Raw genomic sequence first — 15,380 nt, forward strand, 5'->3', positions numbered from 1 at the left:
CGCCCTATGAACGACGACAGCCCGATGACAGCCGATTCGATCAGCCCGCTCCCGCGGACCTCGGCCGCGCCCCGGCAGGCGCCCGCGGCCGTCGTCGCGATGGTGCAGCTCATCCGCGACACCTGGGCCAAATCGGAGCCGTACGCCCCGGAGATCTCGCAGTTCTTCTACGGGATGCTGTTCACGCTCGCGCCCGCCACGCGCGATTTCTTCCCGATCAACATGGAAGTGCAGGGCGGGCGCATCATCCGGGCGCTGGCCCGCGTCGTGCAGATGGTGGACCGGCCGGACGACCTGCTCCCGTTCCTGCGCCAGCTCGGCCGCGACCACCGCAAGTTCGGCGTCGCACCCAAGCATTACGAGGCTGTGGGCACCGCACTGCTGGCCGCGCTGAAGAACCACCTCGGCCCGGACTGGACGCCGGAGGTCGAGCGCGCGTGGGCGGAGGCGTTCACCATCGTCGCGCGCGCGATGCAGGAGGCCGCTGCGGCGGACGAGAACCCGGCGTCGTGGTCGGCCACCGTGATCGAGCACCGGCGGCTCACCTGGGATCTCGCGCTGGTGCGGGTGATCCCGGACCAGCCGGTGCCGTATTCGCCGGGCCAGTACATGAGCGTCGAGGTGCCGCAGCGACCGCGGTTGTGGCGGTATCTGTCGCCGGCGAACGCGCCGCGCGAGGACGGCGGCATCGAATTCCACGTGCGGGCGGTCGACGGCGGCTGGGTGTCCCGGGCGATCGTGAGCCACACGCAGGCGGGCGACGTCTGGCGGCTCGGTCCGCCGCTGGGCCGGATGACCGTCAACCGCGAACAGTCGCGCGGCGTGCTGATGGTCGCGGGCGGCACCGGCGTCGCGCCGCTGCGGGCGATCCTCGACCACCTCGCGTTGTGGGGCGAGAATCCGAAGACCCGGCTGTTCTACGGCGGTCCGACCCGGGAAGACCTTTACGACCTGGAAGAACTGCGCGCGCTCGCGGCGACCAACCCCTGGCTCACGATCACCCCGGTCGTCGAACGCGGCGACCATCTGCCGGGCTGCGAACACGGCACCCTCGCCGAGGCGGTCACGCGGTACGGCGCGTGGCCGGACCACGACATCCTGGTGTCCGGTTCGCCCGCGATGATCCGCGCGACGGTTTCGCGGATGCTGGTCGCGGGCAGCGCACTGGACCAGATCCAGTACGACCCGTTCACCGCGGACTGAGCGCGATCCGGCCCGCGTCGCTATCGTCGGCTGCCATGGACATCCGGATTCCGGTGGCGGACGGCGAAATCGACGGCTATCTGGCGGTGCCGGACGGCGACGGGCCGTTCCCCGCGGTGGTGCTCATCCACGATGTGCTCGGGCTGAACCAGGACGCGCGCGAGATCACCGACCGGTACGCCGGCGCGGGTTACCTCGCGCTGAGCCCTGATCTGTACTCGCGCGGCGGCATGATCCGGTGCATCAAGCGAACCTTCCAGGACCTCTTCACCCGGGAAGGCCGCTCGTTCGAGGACATCGAGGCGGCGCGGGCGCTCGTCGCCGGGCGGGACGACGCGACCGGCAAGGTCGGCGTCGTCGGGTTCTGCATGGGCGGCGGATTCGCTCTGGTGGCCGCCTCGCGGAACTTCGACGCGTCCGCTCCGTACTACGGACAGCTGCCGAGAGATCTGTCCGTTTTGGACGGTGCGTGCCCGATCGTCGGCAGCTTCGGCGGCAAGGACATTTCCCTGCGCGGTGCGGCGGCCAAACTCGAAACCGCCCTCGCCGAACGCGGAATCCCGCACGACGTCAAGGAATACCCGGACGCTGGCCACGGCTTCGCGAACCATTACCGGCCCGCACCGCTGGCCGCGCTCGCGAAAGTCGCCGGGATGGGCTATCACGAACCGTCCGATTCGGACGCTTGGCGACGCGTCACCGCGTTCTTCGAGGAGCACCTGAAGTAACGCTCAGCGGCCGACCGGAACTGACCTACCGCCAGACCGCCTCGGCGCGGTCGCTGGCCTCGGGCGAGAAGTAGTCGCCCGTCTCGAGATCCTCCAGCAGTGTCGCGTGGTGCGGCGTCCAGCCCAGCAGCTGCTGGGTGTGCGTGCTGGAGACGGGCACGTCGAGCGAGAAGAACCTTGCCAGGAAAGGGTTTCCGAGGTGTTCGGCGGCTTCTTCGAGAGTCAGGGACGCCGTGCGGATGTCCAGCAGCTGTGCGATCTTCTCCGCGACACTCTTGATCGTGACGGTTTCCCCTACCCCGTGCAGCATGCTCCCGGCAGGCGCTTTCTCCAGCGCTAGACGGAAAAGCACCGCCGCGTCGTCGCGATGGACGGCTGGCCAGCGGTTCATGCCGTCGCCGAGGTACGCCGCGACGCCCGCCCGGCGCGCGCCCGCGATCAGCGCCGGAATGAAGCCGTGGTCGCGCGGCCCATGCACGGTCGGCGCGAGCCGCACGACGCTGGCACGGACACCCCGATCGGCGAATCCGAGGCAGGTTTGCTCGCCGGGAATGCGGAAGTACGCAACAGAATTGGGATCCGCCGGGTCGAGTTCCGTGCTGACCTGGTCGGCCTTCAGCACCAGCGTGCCGGACGTGCTGACGAACGGTTTGCCGGTGCCGACCAGCGCCTGGCCGAGCGCGTCGATCGCCTCGCAGTCTCGGCGGATCAAGTCGTCCGGATCGGCGTAGCTGCCGCCTTGGGCCATGTGCAGCACGCCGTCGGCGGCTTCGGCACCGCGGCGGAGGCTGTCGAGATCGTCGAGCGAACCCCGGCGCGGCATCGCGCCCAGCGACTCCAGCCGCGCGGCGGCGGCGTCCGACCGGGCCAGGCCGGTGACGGTGTGCCCGGCCCGGATCAGCTCGGTGACGACGGCGGGGCCGGTCTGGCCGGAGCCGCCAGTGACGAAGAGATGCATGAAAGGCTCCTTAGTGTCAGTCACTGACTCTACGCGTAGTGACAGTGACTGACGCAATGTGGTGTCAGTCACTGTCGCAAACTCCGGGTAAGCTCACGACGTGCCACGGAGCGGAGCAGAAGCGCGCAGCCGCCTCAAACAGGCGGCGCTGGAGCTGTACCGGGAAAACGGCTTCGACAAGACGACCACCGCGGAGATCGCGGCCCGGGCCGGCGTCACCGAGCGCACGTTCTTCCGGCACTTCCCGGACAAGCGCGAGGTGCTCTTCGACGGCGAAGCCGACCTGCGCGACGACCTGACGAAGTCGGTCGCCGAAGCCCCGGAAGGCCTCGCGCCGCTGGAAATCCTGCTGCGCGCCTTCCGGAAGGCCGGGCGGATCATGGAGCGCAACCTCCCGTTCGCCGAACCCCGGCGCGATCTGATCGCCGCAACGCCGACCCTGCGCGAACGCAACCTCGCCAAGGCCGCGACGCTCGCCGAAGCACTCGCGGAAGCATTGCGGCAGCGAGGTGTCGAGGACCGGCTCGCGCGGTTGGCCGCCCACGCCGGATGGGCGACGTTCCATCACGCAACGCAAGCCTGGATCAGCGACCCGTCGCGGAGCCTGGACGACTACCTGGACGAGGCGTTCGCCGATCTGCGGACGCTCGGCGCGGAAGTCCGACCAGGCTTGTGAGTGGCGATCGCGGTGAGAACCGGCATCGACACTCACGACACCCGCACCGAGCTCGCGGACCTGGCCATGCGGGAGCCTGCCCCGCGACACCCAGGGGAGGCGGGCCCGGCCAGGCAGCAAAAAGCCCCTCCAGCGACAGCAGGAGGGGCTCGGCTCGTGAGTGGCGATCACGCTGAGAACCGTGATCGCCACTCACCAGGTGTTCAGCGGCGCTTGGGTTTCCAGACCACCAGCGCGGTGTTCTGCCGCAGCGGCACCAAATCCTTGCGATAGGACGCGTGCACCGCAGCGGCGGCCTGTTCGGCGGCCGCGTAGGCAGCGGCGAGTTCTTCAGTCAGCTCGTGCACCCGGGACCGCAGCGCGTCGACCTGGTTCTCCAGTTCGATGATGCGCTTGATGCCGGAAAGGTTGACGCCTTCCTCCTGCGAGAGGCGCTGGACCTCGCGCAGCAGGGCGATGTCGCGCAGCGAGTAGCGCCGTCCGCCGCCGGCGGTGCGGCCTGGCGATACCAGGCCGTGCCGGTCGTAGGAGCGCAGCGTCTGCGCGTGCAGCCCGGAAAGCTGGGCCGCCACCGAAATCACGAACACCGGGGTGTCCTCGTCCGCGCCGTGCGGGAGTCCCGGATTGCCGCCGAACATCACCCTCACCTGCCTTCGAGCAACTCGGTGATCTCAGGGCGCGGGTCGTGGCCCTTCATCGCCTCGGCGTAGGCCTCGAGTGCCGACCGCGCCTTGTCGTCGAGCTTCGCCGGGACCGCCGCCTCCAGGGTGACCAGCAGGTCGCCCTGCGCGCCGTCCCTCTTCTGAATGCCCTTTCCGCGCACGCGCAACACTCGGCCGCTCGCGGTACCCGCGGGCACCTTCAGCGACACCTTGCCTTCGAGCGTCGGCACCGTGATGGTCGTGCCCAGCGCGAGTTCGGTGAAGTCCACCGGCACGGTGAGCGTGAGGTTGAGGTCCTTGCGCCCGAACAGCTTGTGCGGGGCCACGTGCACGCGCACGTACAGGTCGCCCGCCTGCGCGCCGCCTCGGCCGGGTTCGCCCTGGCCGGCCAGCCGGATCCGCTGGTCGTCCTTCACGCCCGGCGGGATGCGCACGGTGAGCGTGCGCGTGCGGGTGCTGATGCCCTCGCCCGCGCACTCCGGGCACGGGTCGTCGATGATCCTGCCCCGGCCGCGGCAGTCCTGGCACGGCTCGGAGAACGCGAACGCGCCCTGGCTGCGGCTGACCAGCCCGGACCCGCTGCAGGTCGGGCAGACCCGCGGCGAGGTGCCCGGCCGCGCGCCGTTGCCGCCGCAGGTGGAGCAGGTGGCCGGGCTCGACAGCCGCAACGGCAGCGTCGCGCCCTTGACCGACTCGAGGAAGTCGATCCGCACGTCAGTCTCGACGTCCGCGCCACGCTGCGGCCGGTTCGCCGTGGCACCGCCGGCACCGCCCCGGCCGCGGCCGAAGATGCCGCCCAGGATGTCGCCGAGCCCGCCGAAGCCGCCCTGCTGTCCAGCGCCGGCCTGGGTGAACAGGTCGCTCATGTCGAACCCGCCCGCGCCGCCACCGCCGGGGAAGCCGCCGAATCCGCCCCCGCCGCCGGAGCCGAAGAGCGTGCGCGCCTCGTCGTACTCCTTGCGCTTGGCCGGATCGGACAGCACGCCGTACGCCTCGGACACGGCCTTGAACTTGTTCTCGGCCGCGGTGTTGCCCGCGTTGGCGTCCGGGTGGTTTTCCTTGGCCAGCTTGCGGTAGGCCTTCTTGATCTCGTCCGTGGTCGCGTCGGAGGAGACACCCAGCTCTTTGTAGAAGTCCTTGCCGATCCACTCCCGAGCACTCATCGGGTGTCTCCTCCTTTCGCTGCGAACCGAGTGTTACTGCTGGCCGGACTCATCGACCGAACCGTCGAGCGGCAGTTCGCCGCCCACCGGCGGATCGACCGGCTGCTGCGCGGGCGCCTCGCCGGGCTCGTGGTCGGTCACGCCGACCAGCGCCGCCCGCAGCACCCGCTCGCCGAAGCGGTAGCCGCGGCGCATCACCACGGTGACCGTCGGGCCCTTCACGTCCGGGGACGTGTTGTGCTGGACGGCCTCGTGGATGCTCGGGTCGAATTCCTCGCCCTCGGAGCCGAACGCCTCCAGGCCGGCCCGCTCCAAGCTGCTGACCAGCTTGTCGGCCACCGACTTGAACGCGCCGGTGAGGTCGCCGTGCTGCTCCGCGCGCTGGAGGTCGTCCAGCAGCGGAAGCAGATCGCCGACCACGGACGCCTTCGCGCTCTGCACGACGGCCTCGCGGTCGCGGTCGACCCGCTTGCGGTAGTTCGCGTACTCCGCCTGCAGACGCTGCAGGTCGGCAGTGCGCTCGGACAGTTGCTTCTCTACATCAGAGGCGGCCGGAACGGCTTCGTCCACGGAATCGCCCAGCGAGGGGCCCGCGTGCTCCACGGGCTCCTCACCAGCCGGAGTTTCCTCCGCGGCCGGCGGGCGGACCTCGCCGGTCTGCGGGTCCACCCGTCGCCGATCCCGCACGACTACCGGTTCCTCGGGGCCAGTGCCCTCGGTCTCGGAGTGGCGGGGGGTCACTTCTTCTCGTCCTCTTCCACGATCTCGGCGTCGACCACGTCGTCCGCCTTCGACTTCGGAGCGTCGCCCGCGGCACCGGCCGCGCCCTCAGCGCCCGGAGCGCCTTCGGCACCGGCCGCGCCCGCGTTCGCGTACAGCGCGCTGCCCATCTCCTGCGAAGCGGTGTTCAGCTTCTCGATGGACTCGCGGATCTTGGCCGAGTCGGTGCCCTTGAGCGCCTCGTTCGCCTCGTCGATCGCCGACTTCACCTTGCCCTTGAGGTCCTCGGGCAGCTTGTCGTCGTTGTCCTTGACGAACTTCTCGGTCTGGTAGACCAGCGTCTCCGCCTGGTTGCGGGTTTCCGCTTCCTCGCGGCGCTTCTTGTCTTCCTCGGCGTGCGCCTCGGCGTCCTTGACCATGCGCTCGATGTCGTCCTTCGGCAGCGCGGAGCCGCCGGTGATCGTCATCGACTGCTCCTTGTTCGTGCCGAGGTCCTTAGCGGTCACGTGCACGATGCCGTTGGCGTCGATGTCGAAGGTGACCTCGATCTGCGGCACGCCGCGCGGGGCGGGCGGAAGACCGGTCAGCTCGAACATGCCGAGCTTCTTGTTCGCCGCGGCGATCTCGCGCTCGCCCTGGAACACCTGGATCTGCACCGACGGCTGGTTGTCGTCCGCCGTCGAGAAGATCTCGGACCGCTTGGTCGGGATCGTGGTGTTGCGCTCGATCAGCTTGGTGAAGACGCCGCCCTTGGTCTCGATGCCCAGCGACAGCGGGGTCACGTCGAGCAGCAGGACGTCCTTGACCTCGCCCTTGAGCACGCCGGCCTGCAGCGCGGCGCCCACGGCGACGACCTCGTCCGGGTTCACGCCCTTGTTCGGCTCGCGGCCGCCGGTCAGCTCCTTGACCAGCTCGGCCACCGCCGGCATGCGGGTGGAACCGCCGACGAGCACGACGTGGTCGATGTCGCCGACCGAGATGCCCGCGTCGCGGATGACGTTGTTGAACGGGGCCTTGGTGCGGTCCAGCAGGTCCGAGGTGATCTTCTGGAACTCGGCGCGCGACAGCGTCTCGTCGAGGAACAGCGGGTTCTTGTCCGCGTCCACCGTGATGTAGGGCAGGTTGATGCTGGCGGAGTTGGAGCTGGACAGCTCGATCTTCGCCTTCTCGGCCGCCTCGCGGATGCGCTGCAGCGCCATCTTGTCCTTGGTCAGGTCAATGCCGTTGGCGGCCTTGAACTTGTCGACCAGCCAGGTGACGATGCGCTCGTCCCAGTCGTCGCCGCCGAGGTGGTTGTCACCCGAGGTGGCGCGCACCTCCACGACGCCCTCGCCGATCTCCAGCAGCGAGACGTCGAACGTGCCGCCGCCGAGGTCGAAGACCAGGATGGTCTGTTCCTTCTCGCCCTTGTCCAGGCCGTAGGCCAGCGCGGCCGCGGTCGGCTCGTTCACGATCCGGAGCACGTTCAGGCCCGCGATCTGGCCGGCCTCCTTGGTGGCCTGCCGCTGCGCGTCCTCGAAGTACGCCGGGACGGTGATCACCGCGTCGGTGATCTCCTCGCCCAGGTACGCCTCCGCGTCGCGCTTCAGCTTCATCAGCACGCGCGCGCTGATCTCCTGCGGCGTGTAGGCCTTGCCGTCGATCTCGGTCTTCCAGTCGGTGCCGATGTGCCGCTTCACGGACCGGATGGTGCGGTCGACGTTCGTGACGGCCTGGTTCTTCGCCGGCTGGCCGGTGAGCACTTCGCCGTTCTTGGCGAAGGCGACGATGGACGGGGTGGTACGGGAGCCTTCCGAGTTGGCGATGACCGTCGGCTCGCCGCCCTCAAGGACGGCGACGACCGAGTTGGTCGTGCCGAGGTCGATGCCGACCGCTCGCGCCATGGTGCTTCCTCTCGTGTTCTGGACAGGGTTGCTGCTATGTTCGTGACCTGCGGTTTCGAGGCACTCTTGAGTACCTTCTTAGCAGGTTCTCCCGGTCTCGCGCTCGGCCTGGCCTGGCAGACTTGAGCCGACTGCGCTCAACCTTGATATCAGGATAACGGGCAACCCTCCGGTCTTGTTCCCGGGTTCACCCGCAGAATTCGCCCCGCGGTGGTGTGACGCCGCTCACCAGGTAGCTGGCCTCGACGCGCCGCACGCATTCGGAGTTGAGCAGCCCGGTGTGGCCGTCGCCGTAGTACGTGAGCAGCGCCGATCCGTCGATGCTCGCGGCGAGCCCGCGAGCCCACGGCAACGGCGTCGCCGGGTCGTGCGCACCGCCCACGACGAGGATCGGCGGGGCGCCGTGCACCGGATGCGGCTGCGGCGGGTTCAGCGCGGGCAGCGGCCAGCCGGTGCAGCCCGCGGACAGGTCCCAGTACTCGCTGTAGCGCCAGCTGTGCGGGGCGACCGCGCGGATCGTCCTGGCTGTCGCGTGCAGGTCCGCCAAGCCGGTGAACGGCGACGGGAAGTCCTGGCAGCCGATCGAGCGGTACGCGCCGTAGGTCTCGCTCGCGAACTGCGAGTTCGTCGCGAGCGCGCTCGCGTCCGGGTCCGCCAACGCGCGGCTCAGGTTCGGCCACTGGGCGGGGAGATACAGGTAGCCGTACGCGCCGGAGGCCAGCTCCTCGCCGGTTGCCTGGCGGCCCAGCGCTTTCGCGTACGCGCCATGGGTGACGAGGTCGTCGTAGCGGACGAGCGCGTTCTTGCCGTGCAGCGCACAGTCGCTCGAGCGGTCGCACCACGCGGCGAACCGCAGCAAGGCGTCCTCGGTGGCAGCGGCTTCCTCGACCATCGCCTGCCGCATCGGCCGGGCGTGGTCGACCGCGCCGTCGAGCACCATCGTGCGCACCCGGTCCGGATGCTTCGACGCGTACACCGCGCCCAGTTCGGTGCCGTACGAGACGCCGAGCCAGGAGATCTTCTGTTCGCCGAGCGCGCCGCGGATCGCGTCGATGTCCTCGGCGGCGCTCTGCGTGTCCACGTGCCCCAGCATCGGCCCGGTCTTGGCCAGACAGTCCTCGCCCGCCGCGCGGTTGTGCGCGACGAAGGCGTCGTACTGCTGGTGCGTGCTCGGGAAGAGGCCGATCTTCGGGTCGTACAGCTTCGCCTGGTCGCAGCTGATCTTCGGATCGCTGAACCACACGCCGCGCGGGTCGAAGCCGATGAGGTCGAAGCGGTCCTGCAACGGTTTCCGGGCCGAGCCGATGGCTTTGGGGTCGAGTCCGCCGAAGCGCGCGAAGCCGACCCCGGATCCGCCCGGCCCGCCCGGATTGACCAGCAGCGAACCGATCCGGTGCTGCTGATCAGCCGCAGGCAGCCGGGTGAGCGAGAGGTGCGCCGTGCCGGTTTCCGGATGAGTGCGGTCGATCGGCACCTCGATCTGGCTGCATTGCGCGGCCGGTTCCTGCTCGGTCCCGCACGGCGTCCACGTCAACGCCGGCGTCGGCGCGCTGACCAGCGGAAGCAGGGTCAGCGCGGGAGCGGCCAGGTTCATGCCCGGCGCGCCGTCCGATCGTCGGCCGCGGTGCGGAGCACGACCGCCTCCGCGTTCCGGACGACCCCCTGCTGCACCGGGATTTCCACGACCGCGACCGGTGCCGTGGCCGGCGGCTCAGGCGAGTGGCCGACCGCCGCGGTGATCGCGAACGCCCCCACCGCGCCCGCCAGCACCGCGGCCAGCAGCCGCGTTTCGAGTTTGCGCATGATGTGTCTGTTCTCCCCTTCAGACGGCCTTGACCGTGACGCTGCCGCTGTCCGTGGTGACCTCGAGCGTCTTCGCGTCCGGACCTGAGTTCTGCGGAACGTCGATGCTCCGGTGACCGCTGTCGCTGTTGCCGGTGACCTGGTAGGACCCGCCGCGCGGCACGGTCAGCTCGACGCGGCCGGAGTCGGCCTGCGCCTTGACGTTGTTGGGCTGGGCCAGCGCCAGTTCGATGCGCCCGCTGCCCGCGAAGACGTCGACCGGCCCGCGCAGGCCGTCGCCCTCGATCCGGCCGGACTGGCTGTGCACCCGCACCTCGCCGACGTTGTGCAGTTCGGCCGCGCCGCTGTCCATCTGCAGCTTGACCAGCCCGGGGACGTCCCGCACCTGAGCCCGCCCGGAATCGGCGGTGACGTCGACGCTGCCGACGCCCGCGAAGTCGAGCGTGCCGGAATTGGAGCTGCCAGTGACCGGGATGCCGGCCGGGACGACCAGCTCCGTATCGGCGGTGCAGTTGCGGCCGCAGTCGGCGATGACGAGCTGATCGCCCTCGACGCGGTAAGCGTCGCCGGGCTGGCCGCTGAAGTGGTAGCGCAGGGTCTGATGCACGCGGGCCGCGCCGGGAGCCGTGCGGATACGCACGTCACCGGAGCCGTTCTCGAGCTTCACCCCGCGGATCTCCTGCGACAGCGTCGCGTCCCGCGAAACCGTGGACCCGAATCCCCACCCGCCGAATCCGATCGCCACCCCAACGCCGATCACCGCGATGCCGGCCAGTGCCAGAAGCGGGCGTGCCATGTCAGTTCCCCCCAGTACCACTCTCGGCTGTCGCGAGAAACGTTAGAAGGTGCGGCACCCTGGGGACATCCGGTAAACCCCCCGAAACATCCCTGAGGCGGCGACGGGAGGGCCAGGGTCCTAACCTGGCGGCCGGAGAGCCCCGTGGATCAGGAGGAACCCATGCCCCAGCCACCCAATCCGTACGACTACCTGCCGTCGGTTCCCTCGTTCACCCTGCGCAGCACGGACATCGCCGACGGAGAAACGCTGGCCCAGGCGCATCTGTCGGGCATCTTCGGCGCCGGCGGCGAGGACCGTTCGCCGCAGCTGGCGTGGGAAGGCTTCCCGGAAGGCACCCGCAGCTTCGCGATCACGGTGTACGACCCGGACGCCCCGACTGCCAGCGGTTTCTGGCACTGGGCGGTGTTCAACATCCCGGCCTCGGTGACTTCGCTGCCGGCTGGCGCGGGAGACTCCGCCGGGACGGGGCTGCCGGACGGAGCAGTCACGCTTAAGGGTGACGGCGGGGTGAAGCAGTTCCTGGGAGCCGCGCCGCCTCCCGGACACGGGCCGCACCGGTACTTCTTCGTGGTGCACGCGCTGGACGTGGAGACGTTGGACGTTCCGGAGGACGCCACGCCCGCGTTCCTGGGCTTCAACATGTTCGGACACACGCTGGGCCGGGCGACGTTGGTGCCGGTTTACGAGAACAAGGGCTGAGATTGCCGATGGGGGAGCCGGGGGTCGCGGTTGCGGCGGGAGTTCGTCTTCCGCAACCGCGACCCGACGTGGTGGGCGCGATCGTCCTGAACGCCGAGGGGCGCGCGTTCGTCCAGTTCCGCAGCGCGCGATACCTTGATCCGCGACGTCGTGGCCGCCGCCCTATCCGTCCACAATGGACTTACCGAAGAGACTCCCGGTTAGCCCCCTCGCGCTCGAGGAACCGTCCCTTCACGTGTTCCGCGAACCCGAACTGCCGGTAGAGCCCGTGTGCGTCCGCGGTGTGCAGCATCCAGCGGAAGCTCGCTCCCGGCCCGTTGTCGATCATCTCGCGCACGATTTCCTTGCCCAGCCCGGCCCCGCGCGCCTCCGGGAGCACGAACACGTCGCCGAGGTACGCCGAGGTCACTCCGTCGGAGAACGCTCGCGCGAAGCCGACCTGCCGGCCGCTCGAACGCGAGTACGCGCCGACCACCCGCCACGACCCGGCGACCGCCGCTTCCACCTGTTCTCGCGTGCGCCACCGGCCCCAATAAGCCTCGGTGGAAAGGAATTCCCACAGCACGTCGAGGTCGAGCCGCTCCGGCCGGTCGTCGACCTCGTATTCACCCACGACCCTCATGCCCGGCAAGCTAGCCGACCGCGTCCCGGAAACTCCACCGAATTCAGGCGGGTTTGAGCAGGTAATCCACCACCGGCCGCAGCTCCTCCGCGGACGGCGGCTCGTCGTCGATCAGCCCCTGGATCAGCAGGCCGTCGATACCCGCGAGGAACACCCGGAACGCGACCTCGTCGTCGTGCCGGACCATCGACGTCAGCACATCCAGCCAGCGCCGCGCGGCCGGGCGCAGTTCGGGTTTGCGCGCGGCCAGCAGGTACAGCTCGTACTCCGCCATCGTGCGCCCGCGACGAGGCCCGAGCGCCTCCGCGAGCAGACCGGCCACCTCCTCGGCGCCGCGGCTGCCGCGCGAGCGGGCGCGGTCGATCATCCAGTACACCTCGGTCGCCATGTCGCGCGCGCAGGAAATAAGGGTCGCCACGAGCAGGTCGTCCAGCGAGGAGAAGTGGTACGTCGTGGACGTCGTCGGCACGCCGGCTTCGGCCGCGACCGTGCGATGCGTGACCCCGGCGACGCCGTCGCGTTCGATCACTCGCAGGGTCGCTTCGATGATCTCGGTCCTCCGCTTCTCGCCGCGGGCCTTGCGGCCGTCGGTCTGGATTTTCACGTTTGGCTCCCGGCCTCGATGAGCACCACCCCGCCGATCACGAGTACGAGCCCGGCAATCGTCACGAGGTTGATCGGTTCCTTCAAAAACAGCACTCCGACCAGCGCGACCAGCGCCACGCCCGCCGCGGCCCAGATCGCGTAGGCCACCCCGATCGGCAGCCCGAGCTTCAGCACGCGCGACAGCGCGAAGAACGCCAAGCCGTATCCGACGACCACGAGGATCGACGGCGTTAGCCGCGAGAAGCCCTCAGAGAGTTTGAGCGAAACGGTAGCGGTCACTTCTGCGGCGATGGCCAAAGCGAGGTACAAGTAAGCACCCATAGCAGAAGAAACTACCTGAACGATCGTCCCACTTGCTAGCGAGGCGTGCACCACATCGGTGGGACTTGGGACCGTCGGACCGGTTACCCATCAGTAAGAAGCGTTACCCTGCTCGGCACCGGCGCGCTCGCGCGGCGGCACCACCACACCGGACGAAAGGCACCCGACGATGGGCGCTGTACAGCTGACGCTCGGGGGGATCTCCGTCCTCCTGGGCATCGTCGCCTGGGGAATGTTCATCGCGACCATTGCCCGCTTCGTGCGGGTGATCAAGCTCGGCCAGCCGGACGCGACGCGCAACGGCCCGTTCATGGCCCGCTTGATGACCCTGATCAAGGAGTTCGCGGCACACACCCGCATGGCGAAGTTCCGCCAGGTCGCCCCGTGGCACTGGCTGGTCATGTGGGGCTTCCTGATCGGGTCGCTCGCGCTCTTCGAGGCCTACGGCGAGGTGTTCGTCCCGACCTGGGGCTGGCCGATCCTCGAGGACTGGTCGCTGTGGAGCCTCCTGATGGAGCTGCTCGGCGTCGGCACGGTCGTCGGCGGCGTCGCGCTCGCGATCATCCGTCAGCTGAACCACCCGCGCCGCGCCGACCGGCTGTCGCGGTTCGCGGGCTCGAACTTCAAGTGGGCCTACTTCGTCGAGGCCGTGGTGATCGTCGAGGGCATCGGCATCATCGGCGTGCGCGCGGGCAAGGCCGCGATGCACGTCCACGAGACGCCGACCTGGGCCGCGTTCGTCTCGAACCCGCTCAGCGAGCTGCTGCCCTCGAGCGCGGCGCTGGTGTCGGTGTTCGCCTTTATCAAGCTGATGAGCGCGACGGTCTGGCTGATCGTCGTGGCCCGCACGATGACGATGGGCATCGCCTGGCACCGGTTCAGCGCGTTCTTCAACATCTACTTCAAGCGCGAGGCGGACGGCGGCGTCGCGCTCGGCGCGGTCAAGCCGATGATGAGCAAGGGCAAGGTGCTCGACCTCGAAGAGGCCGACCCGGACGAGGACACCTTCGGCGTCGGCGCGATCGAGGACTTCAGCTGGAAGGGCTGGCTGGACTTCTCCACCTGCACCGAATGCGGCCGTTGCCAGTCGCAGTGCCCGGCGTGGAACACCGGCAAGCCGCTGTCGCCGAAGCTGCTCATCACGCAGCTTCGCGACCACGCCTACGCGAAGGCTCCGTACCTGCTCGCGGGCGGCAAGCGCGACATGGCCGGCGACGAGATCGGGTTGTCCGGCGACAACATGTACGCGGGCATCGACGTCCTCGCGATCGCCGAGTCGCAGAAGGCGCTCGTCGGCGACGACGGCGGCGTGATCGACCCGGACGTCCTGTGGTCCTGCACCTCCTGCGGTGCCTGTGTCGAGCAGTGCCCGGTCGACATCGAGCACGTCGACCACATCGTGGACATGCGCCGCTACCAGGTGATGATCGAGTCGTCGTTCCCCACGGAGCTGAACGGCATGTTCAAGAACCTGGAGAACAAGGGCAACCCGTGGGGCCAGAACGCCAAGGACCGTCTGCAGTGGACGGAGGACCTCGACTTCGAGGTTCCGGTCTTCGACGGCGACCTCGGCGACGCCGAGTACCTGTTCTGGGTCGGCTGCGCCGGCGCGTTCGAGGACCGCGCGAAGAAGACCACCCGCGCCGTCGCGGAACTGCTGCACATCGCGGGCGTCAAGTACACCGTGCTCGGCTCGGAGGAGTCCTGCACCGGTGACCCGGCTCGCCGCGCGGGCAACGAGTTCCTGTTCCAGATGCTGGCGCAGCAGAACGTCGAGGTGCTGAACTCGGTGTTCGAGGGCCGGGAACGCAAGGCACGCAAGGTGGTCGTCACCTGTGCGCACTGCTTCAACACCCTCGCCAACGAGTACCCGGAGCTGGGCGGCCAGTTCGACGTCGTGCACCACACGCAGCTGCTGAACCGCCTGGTGCGGGAGAAGCACCTGACGCCGGTCGCGCCGGTCGCCGAGGACGTCACCTACCACGACCCCTGCTACCTGGGCCGGCACAACAAGGTCTACGACGCTCCGCGCGAGCTCGTCGGCGCGTCCGGTGCGCAGCTGCGCGAAATGCCGCGGCACGGCGACCGGTCGATGTGCTGCGGCGCGGGCGGCGCGCGGATGTGGATGGAAGAGAAGATCGGCAAGCGGATCAACGTCGAGCGCGTGGACGAGGCGCTCGGCACCGCTCCGTCGAAGATCGCGACCGGCTGCCCGTTCTGCCGCGTGATGCTCACCGACGGCGTCACCTCGCGCCAGAGCGACGGCATCGCGAGCGAGAAGGTCGAGGTCGTGGACGTCGCGCAGCTGCTGCTCACCGCGGTGAAGCGCAAGCCGGAGCCGGCGCTGGTCGCCTCGGGCGCGCCGTCGCTGGACGAATCGGACGCGGAGCTGTCGGCCAAGCCGGACGTCCCGACCGACGAGAAGCCGACCGGAACGCCGTTGCCCGAGGGCGACGACTGACCCGTCAGCAAGACTGAGAACGGCCCTTCCAGCCTCGCGCTGGAAGGGCCGTTTTCGTCTGGGGCCATTACGCTTT

At 69.3% G+C, this 15,380-nt stretch carries 16 protein-coding genes; 5 read left to right on the top strand and 11 right to left on the bottom strand.

Going from position 1 to position 15,380, the window contains the following annotated elements; translation table 11 throughout:
- The first annotated feature begins 24 nt into the window (after positions 1-24).
- Together H5411_RS08245 and H5411_RS08250 are read left to right on the top strand one after the other, a co-directional pair.
- Positions 25-1,203 (top strand): globin domain-containing protein, encoded by a 1,179-nt coding sequence (locus H5411_RS08245; protein ID WP_183123475.1) that lies wholly within the window; start codon positions 25-27, stop codon positions 1,201-1,203.
- Between the two features lie 35 nt (positions 1,204-1,238).
- The gene (locus H5411_RS08250; protein WP_183123447.1) at positions 1,239-1,931 is read left to right on the top strand and encodes a dienelactone hydrolase family protein; all 693 of its coding nucleotides are present in this window, start codon (positions 1,239-1,241) and stop codon (positions 1,929-1,931) included.
- A 25-nt stretch (positions 1,932-1,956) separates the two neighbouring features.
- Here the strand turns inward: H5411_RS08250 and H5411_RS08255 are convergent, their stop codons facing one another.
- Positions 1,957-2,889, bottom strand: a complete 933-nt coding sequence (locus tag H5411_RS08255; RefSeq protein WP_183123448.1) for an SDR family oxidoreductase — start codon at positions 2,887-2,889, stop codon at positions 1,957-1,959.
- A 100-nt stretch (positions 2,890-2,989) separates the two neighbouring features.
- On the opposite strand from H5411_RS08255, the gene H5411_RS08260 reads away from it, so the two are divergent.
- The gene (locus H5411_RS08260; protein ID WP_183123449.1) at positions 2,990-3,565 is read left to right on the top strand and encodes a TetR family transcriptional regulator; all 576 of its coding nucleotides are present in this window, start codon (positions 2,990-2,992) and stop codon (positions 3,563-3,565) included.
- A 203-nt stretch (positions 3,566-3,768) separates the two neighbouring features.
- On the opposite strand, the gene H5411_RS08265 is transcribed toward H5411_RS08260, so the two are convergent.
- From H5411_RS08265 to H5411_RS08295, 7 genes are all read right to left on the bottom strand, one after another.
- Positions 3,769-4,203, bottom strand: coding sequence for a heat shock protein transcriptional repressor HspR (locus H5411_RS08265; RefSeq protein WP_101436865.1), 435 nt, complete (start codon positions 4,201-4,203; stop codon positions 3,769-3,771).
- 5 nt (positions 4,204-4,208) lie between these two features.
- Positions 4,209-5,390: a molecular chaperone DnaJ gene (gene dnaJ, locus H5411_RS08270; protein ID WP_101436864.1), complete on the bottom strand. Its 1,182-nt coding sequence runs from the start codon at positions 5,388-5,390 to the stop codon at positions 4,209-4,211.
- Between the two features lie 33 nt (positions 5,391-5,423).
- Entirely contained in the window at positions 5,424-6,131 is a 708-nt protein-coding gene (gene grpE / locus H5411_RS08275) for a nucleotide exchange factor GrpE (RefSeq protein ID WP_101436863.1), read from the bottom strand.
- Complete coding sequence (gene dnaK / locus H5411_RS08280; protein WP_183123450.1) at positions 6,128-7,993, bottom strand: molecular chaperone DnaK; 1,866 nt, start codon at positions 7,991-7,993, stop codon at positions 6,128-6,130. Before dnaK ends, grpE begins: the two co-directional genes overlap by 4 nt.
- Positions 7,994-8,180: 187 nt before the next feature.
- Complete coding sequence (locus tag H5411_RS08285) at positions 8,181-9,587, bottom strand: alpha/beta hydrolase (protein WP_183123451.1); 1,407 nt, start codon at positions 9,585-9,587, stop codon at positions 8,181-8,183.
- Positions 9,584-9,796, bottom strand: a complete 213-nt coding sequence (locus H5411_RS08290) for a hypothetical protein (RefSeq protein ID WP_101436861.1) — start codon at positions 9,794-9,796, stop codon at positions 9,584-9,586. The genes H5411_RS08285 and H5411_RS08290 overlap by 4 nt, the downstream gene beginning before the upstream one ends.
- A 19-nt stretch (positions 9,797-9,815) precedes the next feature.
- Positions 9,816-10,592 carry a DUF4097 family beta strand repeat-containing protein gene (locus H5411_RS08295; protein WP_183123452.1) on the bottom strand — a complete coding sequence of 259 codons (777 nt, stop codon included), beginning with the start codon at positions 10,590-10,592 and terminating at the stop codon, positions 9,816-9,818.
- Between the two features lie 162 nt (positions 10,593-10,754).
- Between H5411_RS08295 and H5411_RS08300 the strand changes: the two genes are divergently transcribed.
- On the top strand, positions 10,755-11,294 hold the full coding sequence (locus H5411_RS08300; protein WP_101436859.1) for a YbhB/YbcL family Raf kinase inhibitor-like protein: 540 nt from the start codon (positions 10,755-10,757) through the stop codon (positions 11,292-11,294).
- A gap of 181 nt (positions 11,295-11,475) precedes the next feature.
- On the opposite strand, the gene H5411_RS08305 is transcribed toward H5411_RS08300, so the two are convergent.
- The 3 genes from H5411_RS08305 to H5411_RS08315 are packed head-to-tail and all read right to left on the bottom strand — an operon-like array spanning position 11,476 to position 12,843.
- The gene (locus H5411_RS08305) at positions 11,476-11,916 is read right to left on the bottom strand and encodes a GNAT family N-acetyltransferase (RefSeq protein ID WP_183123453.1); all 441 of its coding nucleotides are present in this window, start codon (positions 11,914-11,916) and stop codon (positions 11,476-11,478) included.
- 43 nt (positions 11,917-11,959) lie between these two features.
- Entirely contained in the window at positions 11,960-12,520 is a 561-nt protein-coding gene (locus H5411_RS08310; protein WP_009085017.1) for a TetR/AcrR family transcriptional regulator, read from the bottom strand.
- Positions 12,517-12,843 carry a DMT family transporter gene (locus H5411_RS08315; RefSeq protein ID WP_183123454.1) on the bottom strand — a complete coding sequence of 109 codons (327 nt, stop codon included), beginning with the start codon at positions 12,841-12,843 and terminating at the stop codon, positions 12,517-12,519. Before H5411_RS08315 ends, H5411_RS08310 begins: the two co-directional genes overlap by 4 nt.
- Before the next feature lie 169 nt (positions 12,844-13,012).
- On the opposite strand from H5411_RS08315, the gene H5411_RS08320 reads away from it, so the two are divergent.
- The gene (locus H5411_RS08320; RefSeq protein WP_183123455.1) at positions 13,013-15,304 is read left to right on the top strand and encodes a (Fe-S)-binding protein; all 2,292 of its coding nucleotides are present in this window, start codon (positions 13,013-13,015) and stop codon (positions 15,302-15,304) included.
- Positions 15,305-15,380 lie beyond the last annotated feature (76 nt).

The organism is Amycolatopsis echigonensis (assembly GCF_014174495.1).
Taxonomy (GTDB): domain Bacteria; phylum Actinomycetota; class Actinomycetes; order Mycobacteriales; family Pseudonocardiaceae; genus Amycolatopsis; species Amycolatopsis echigonensis.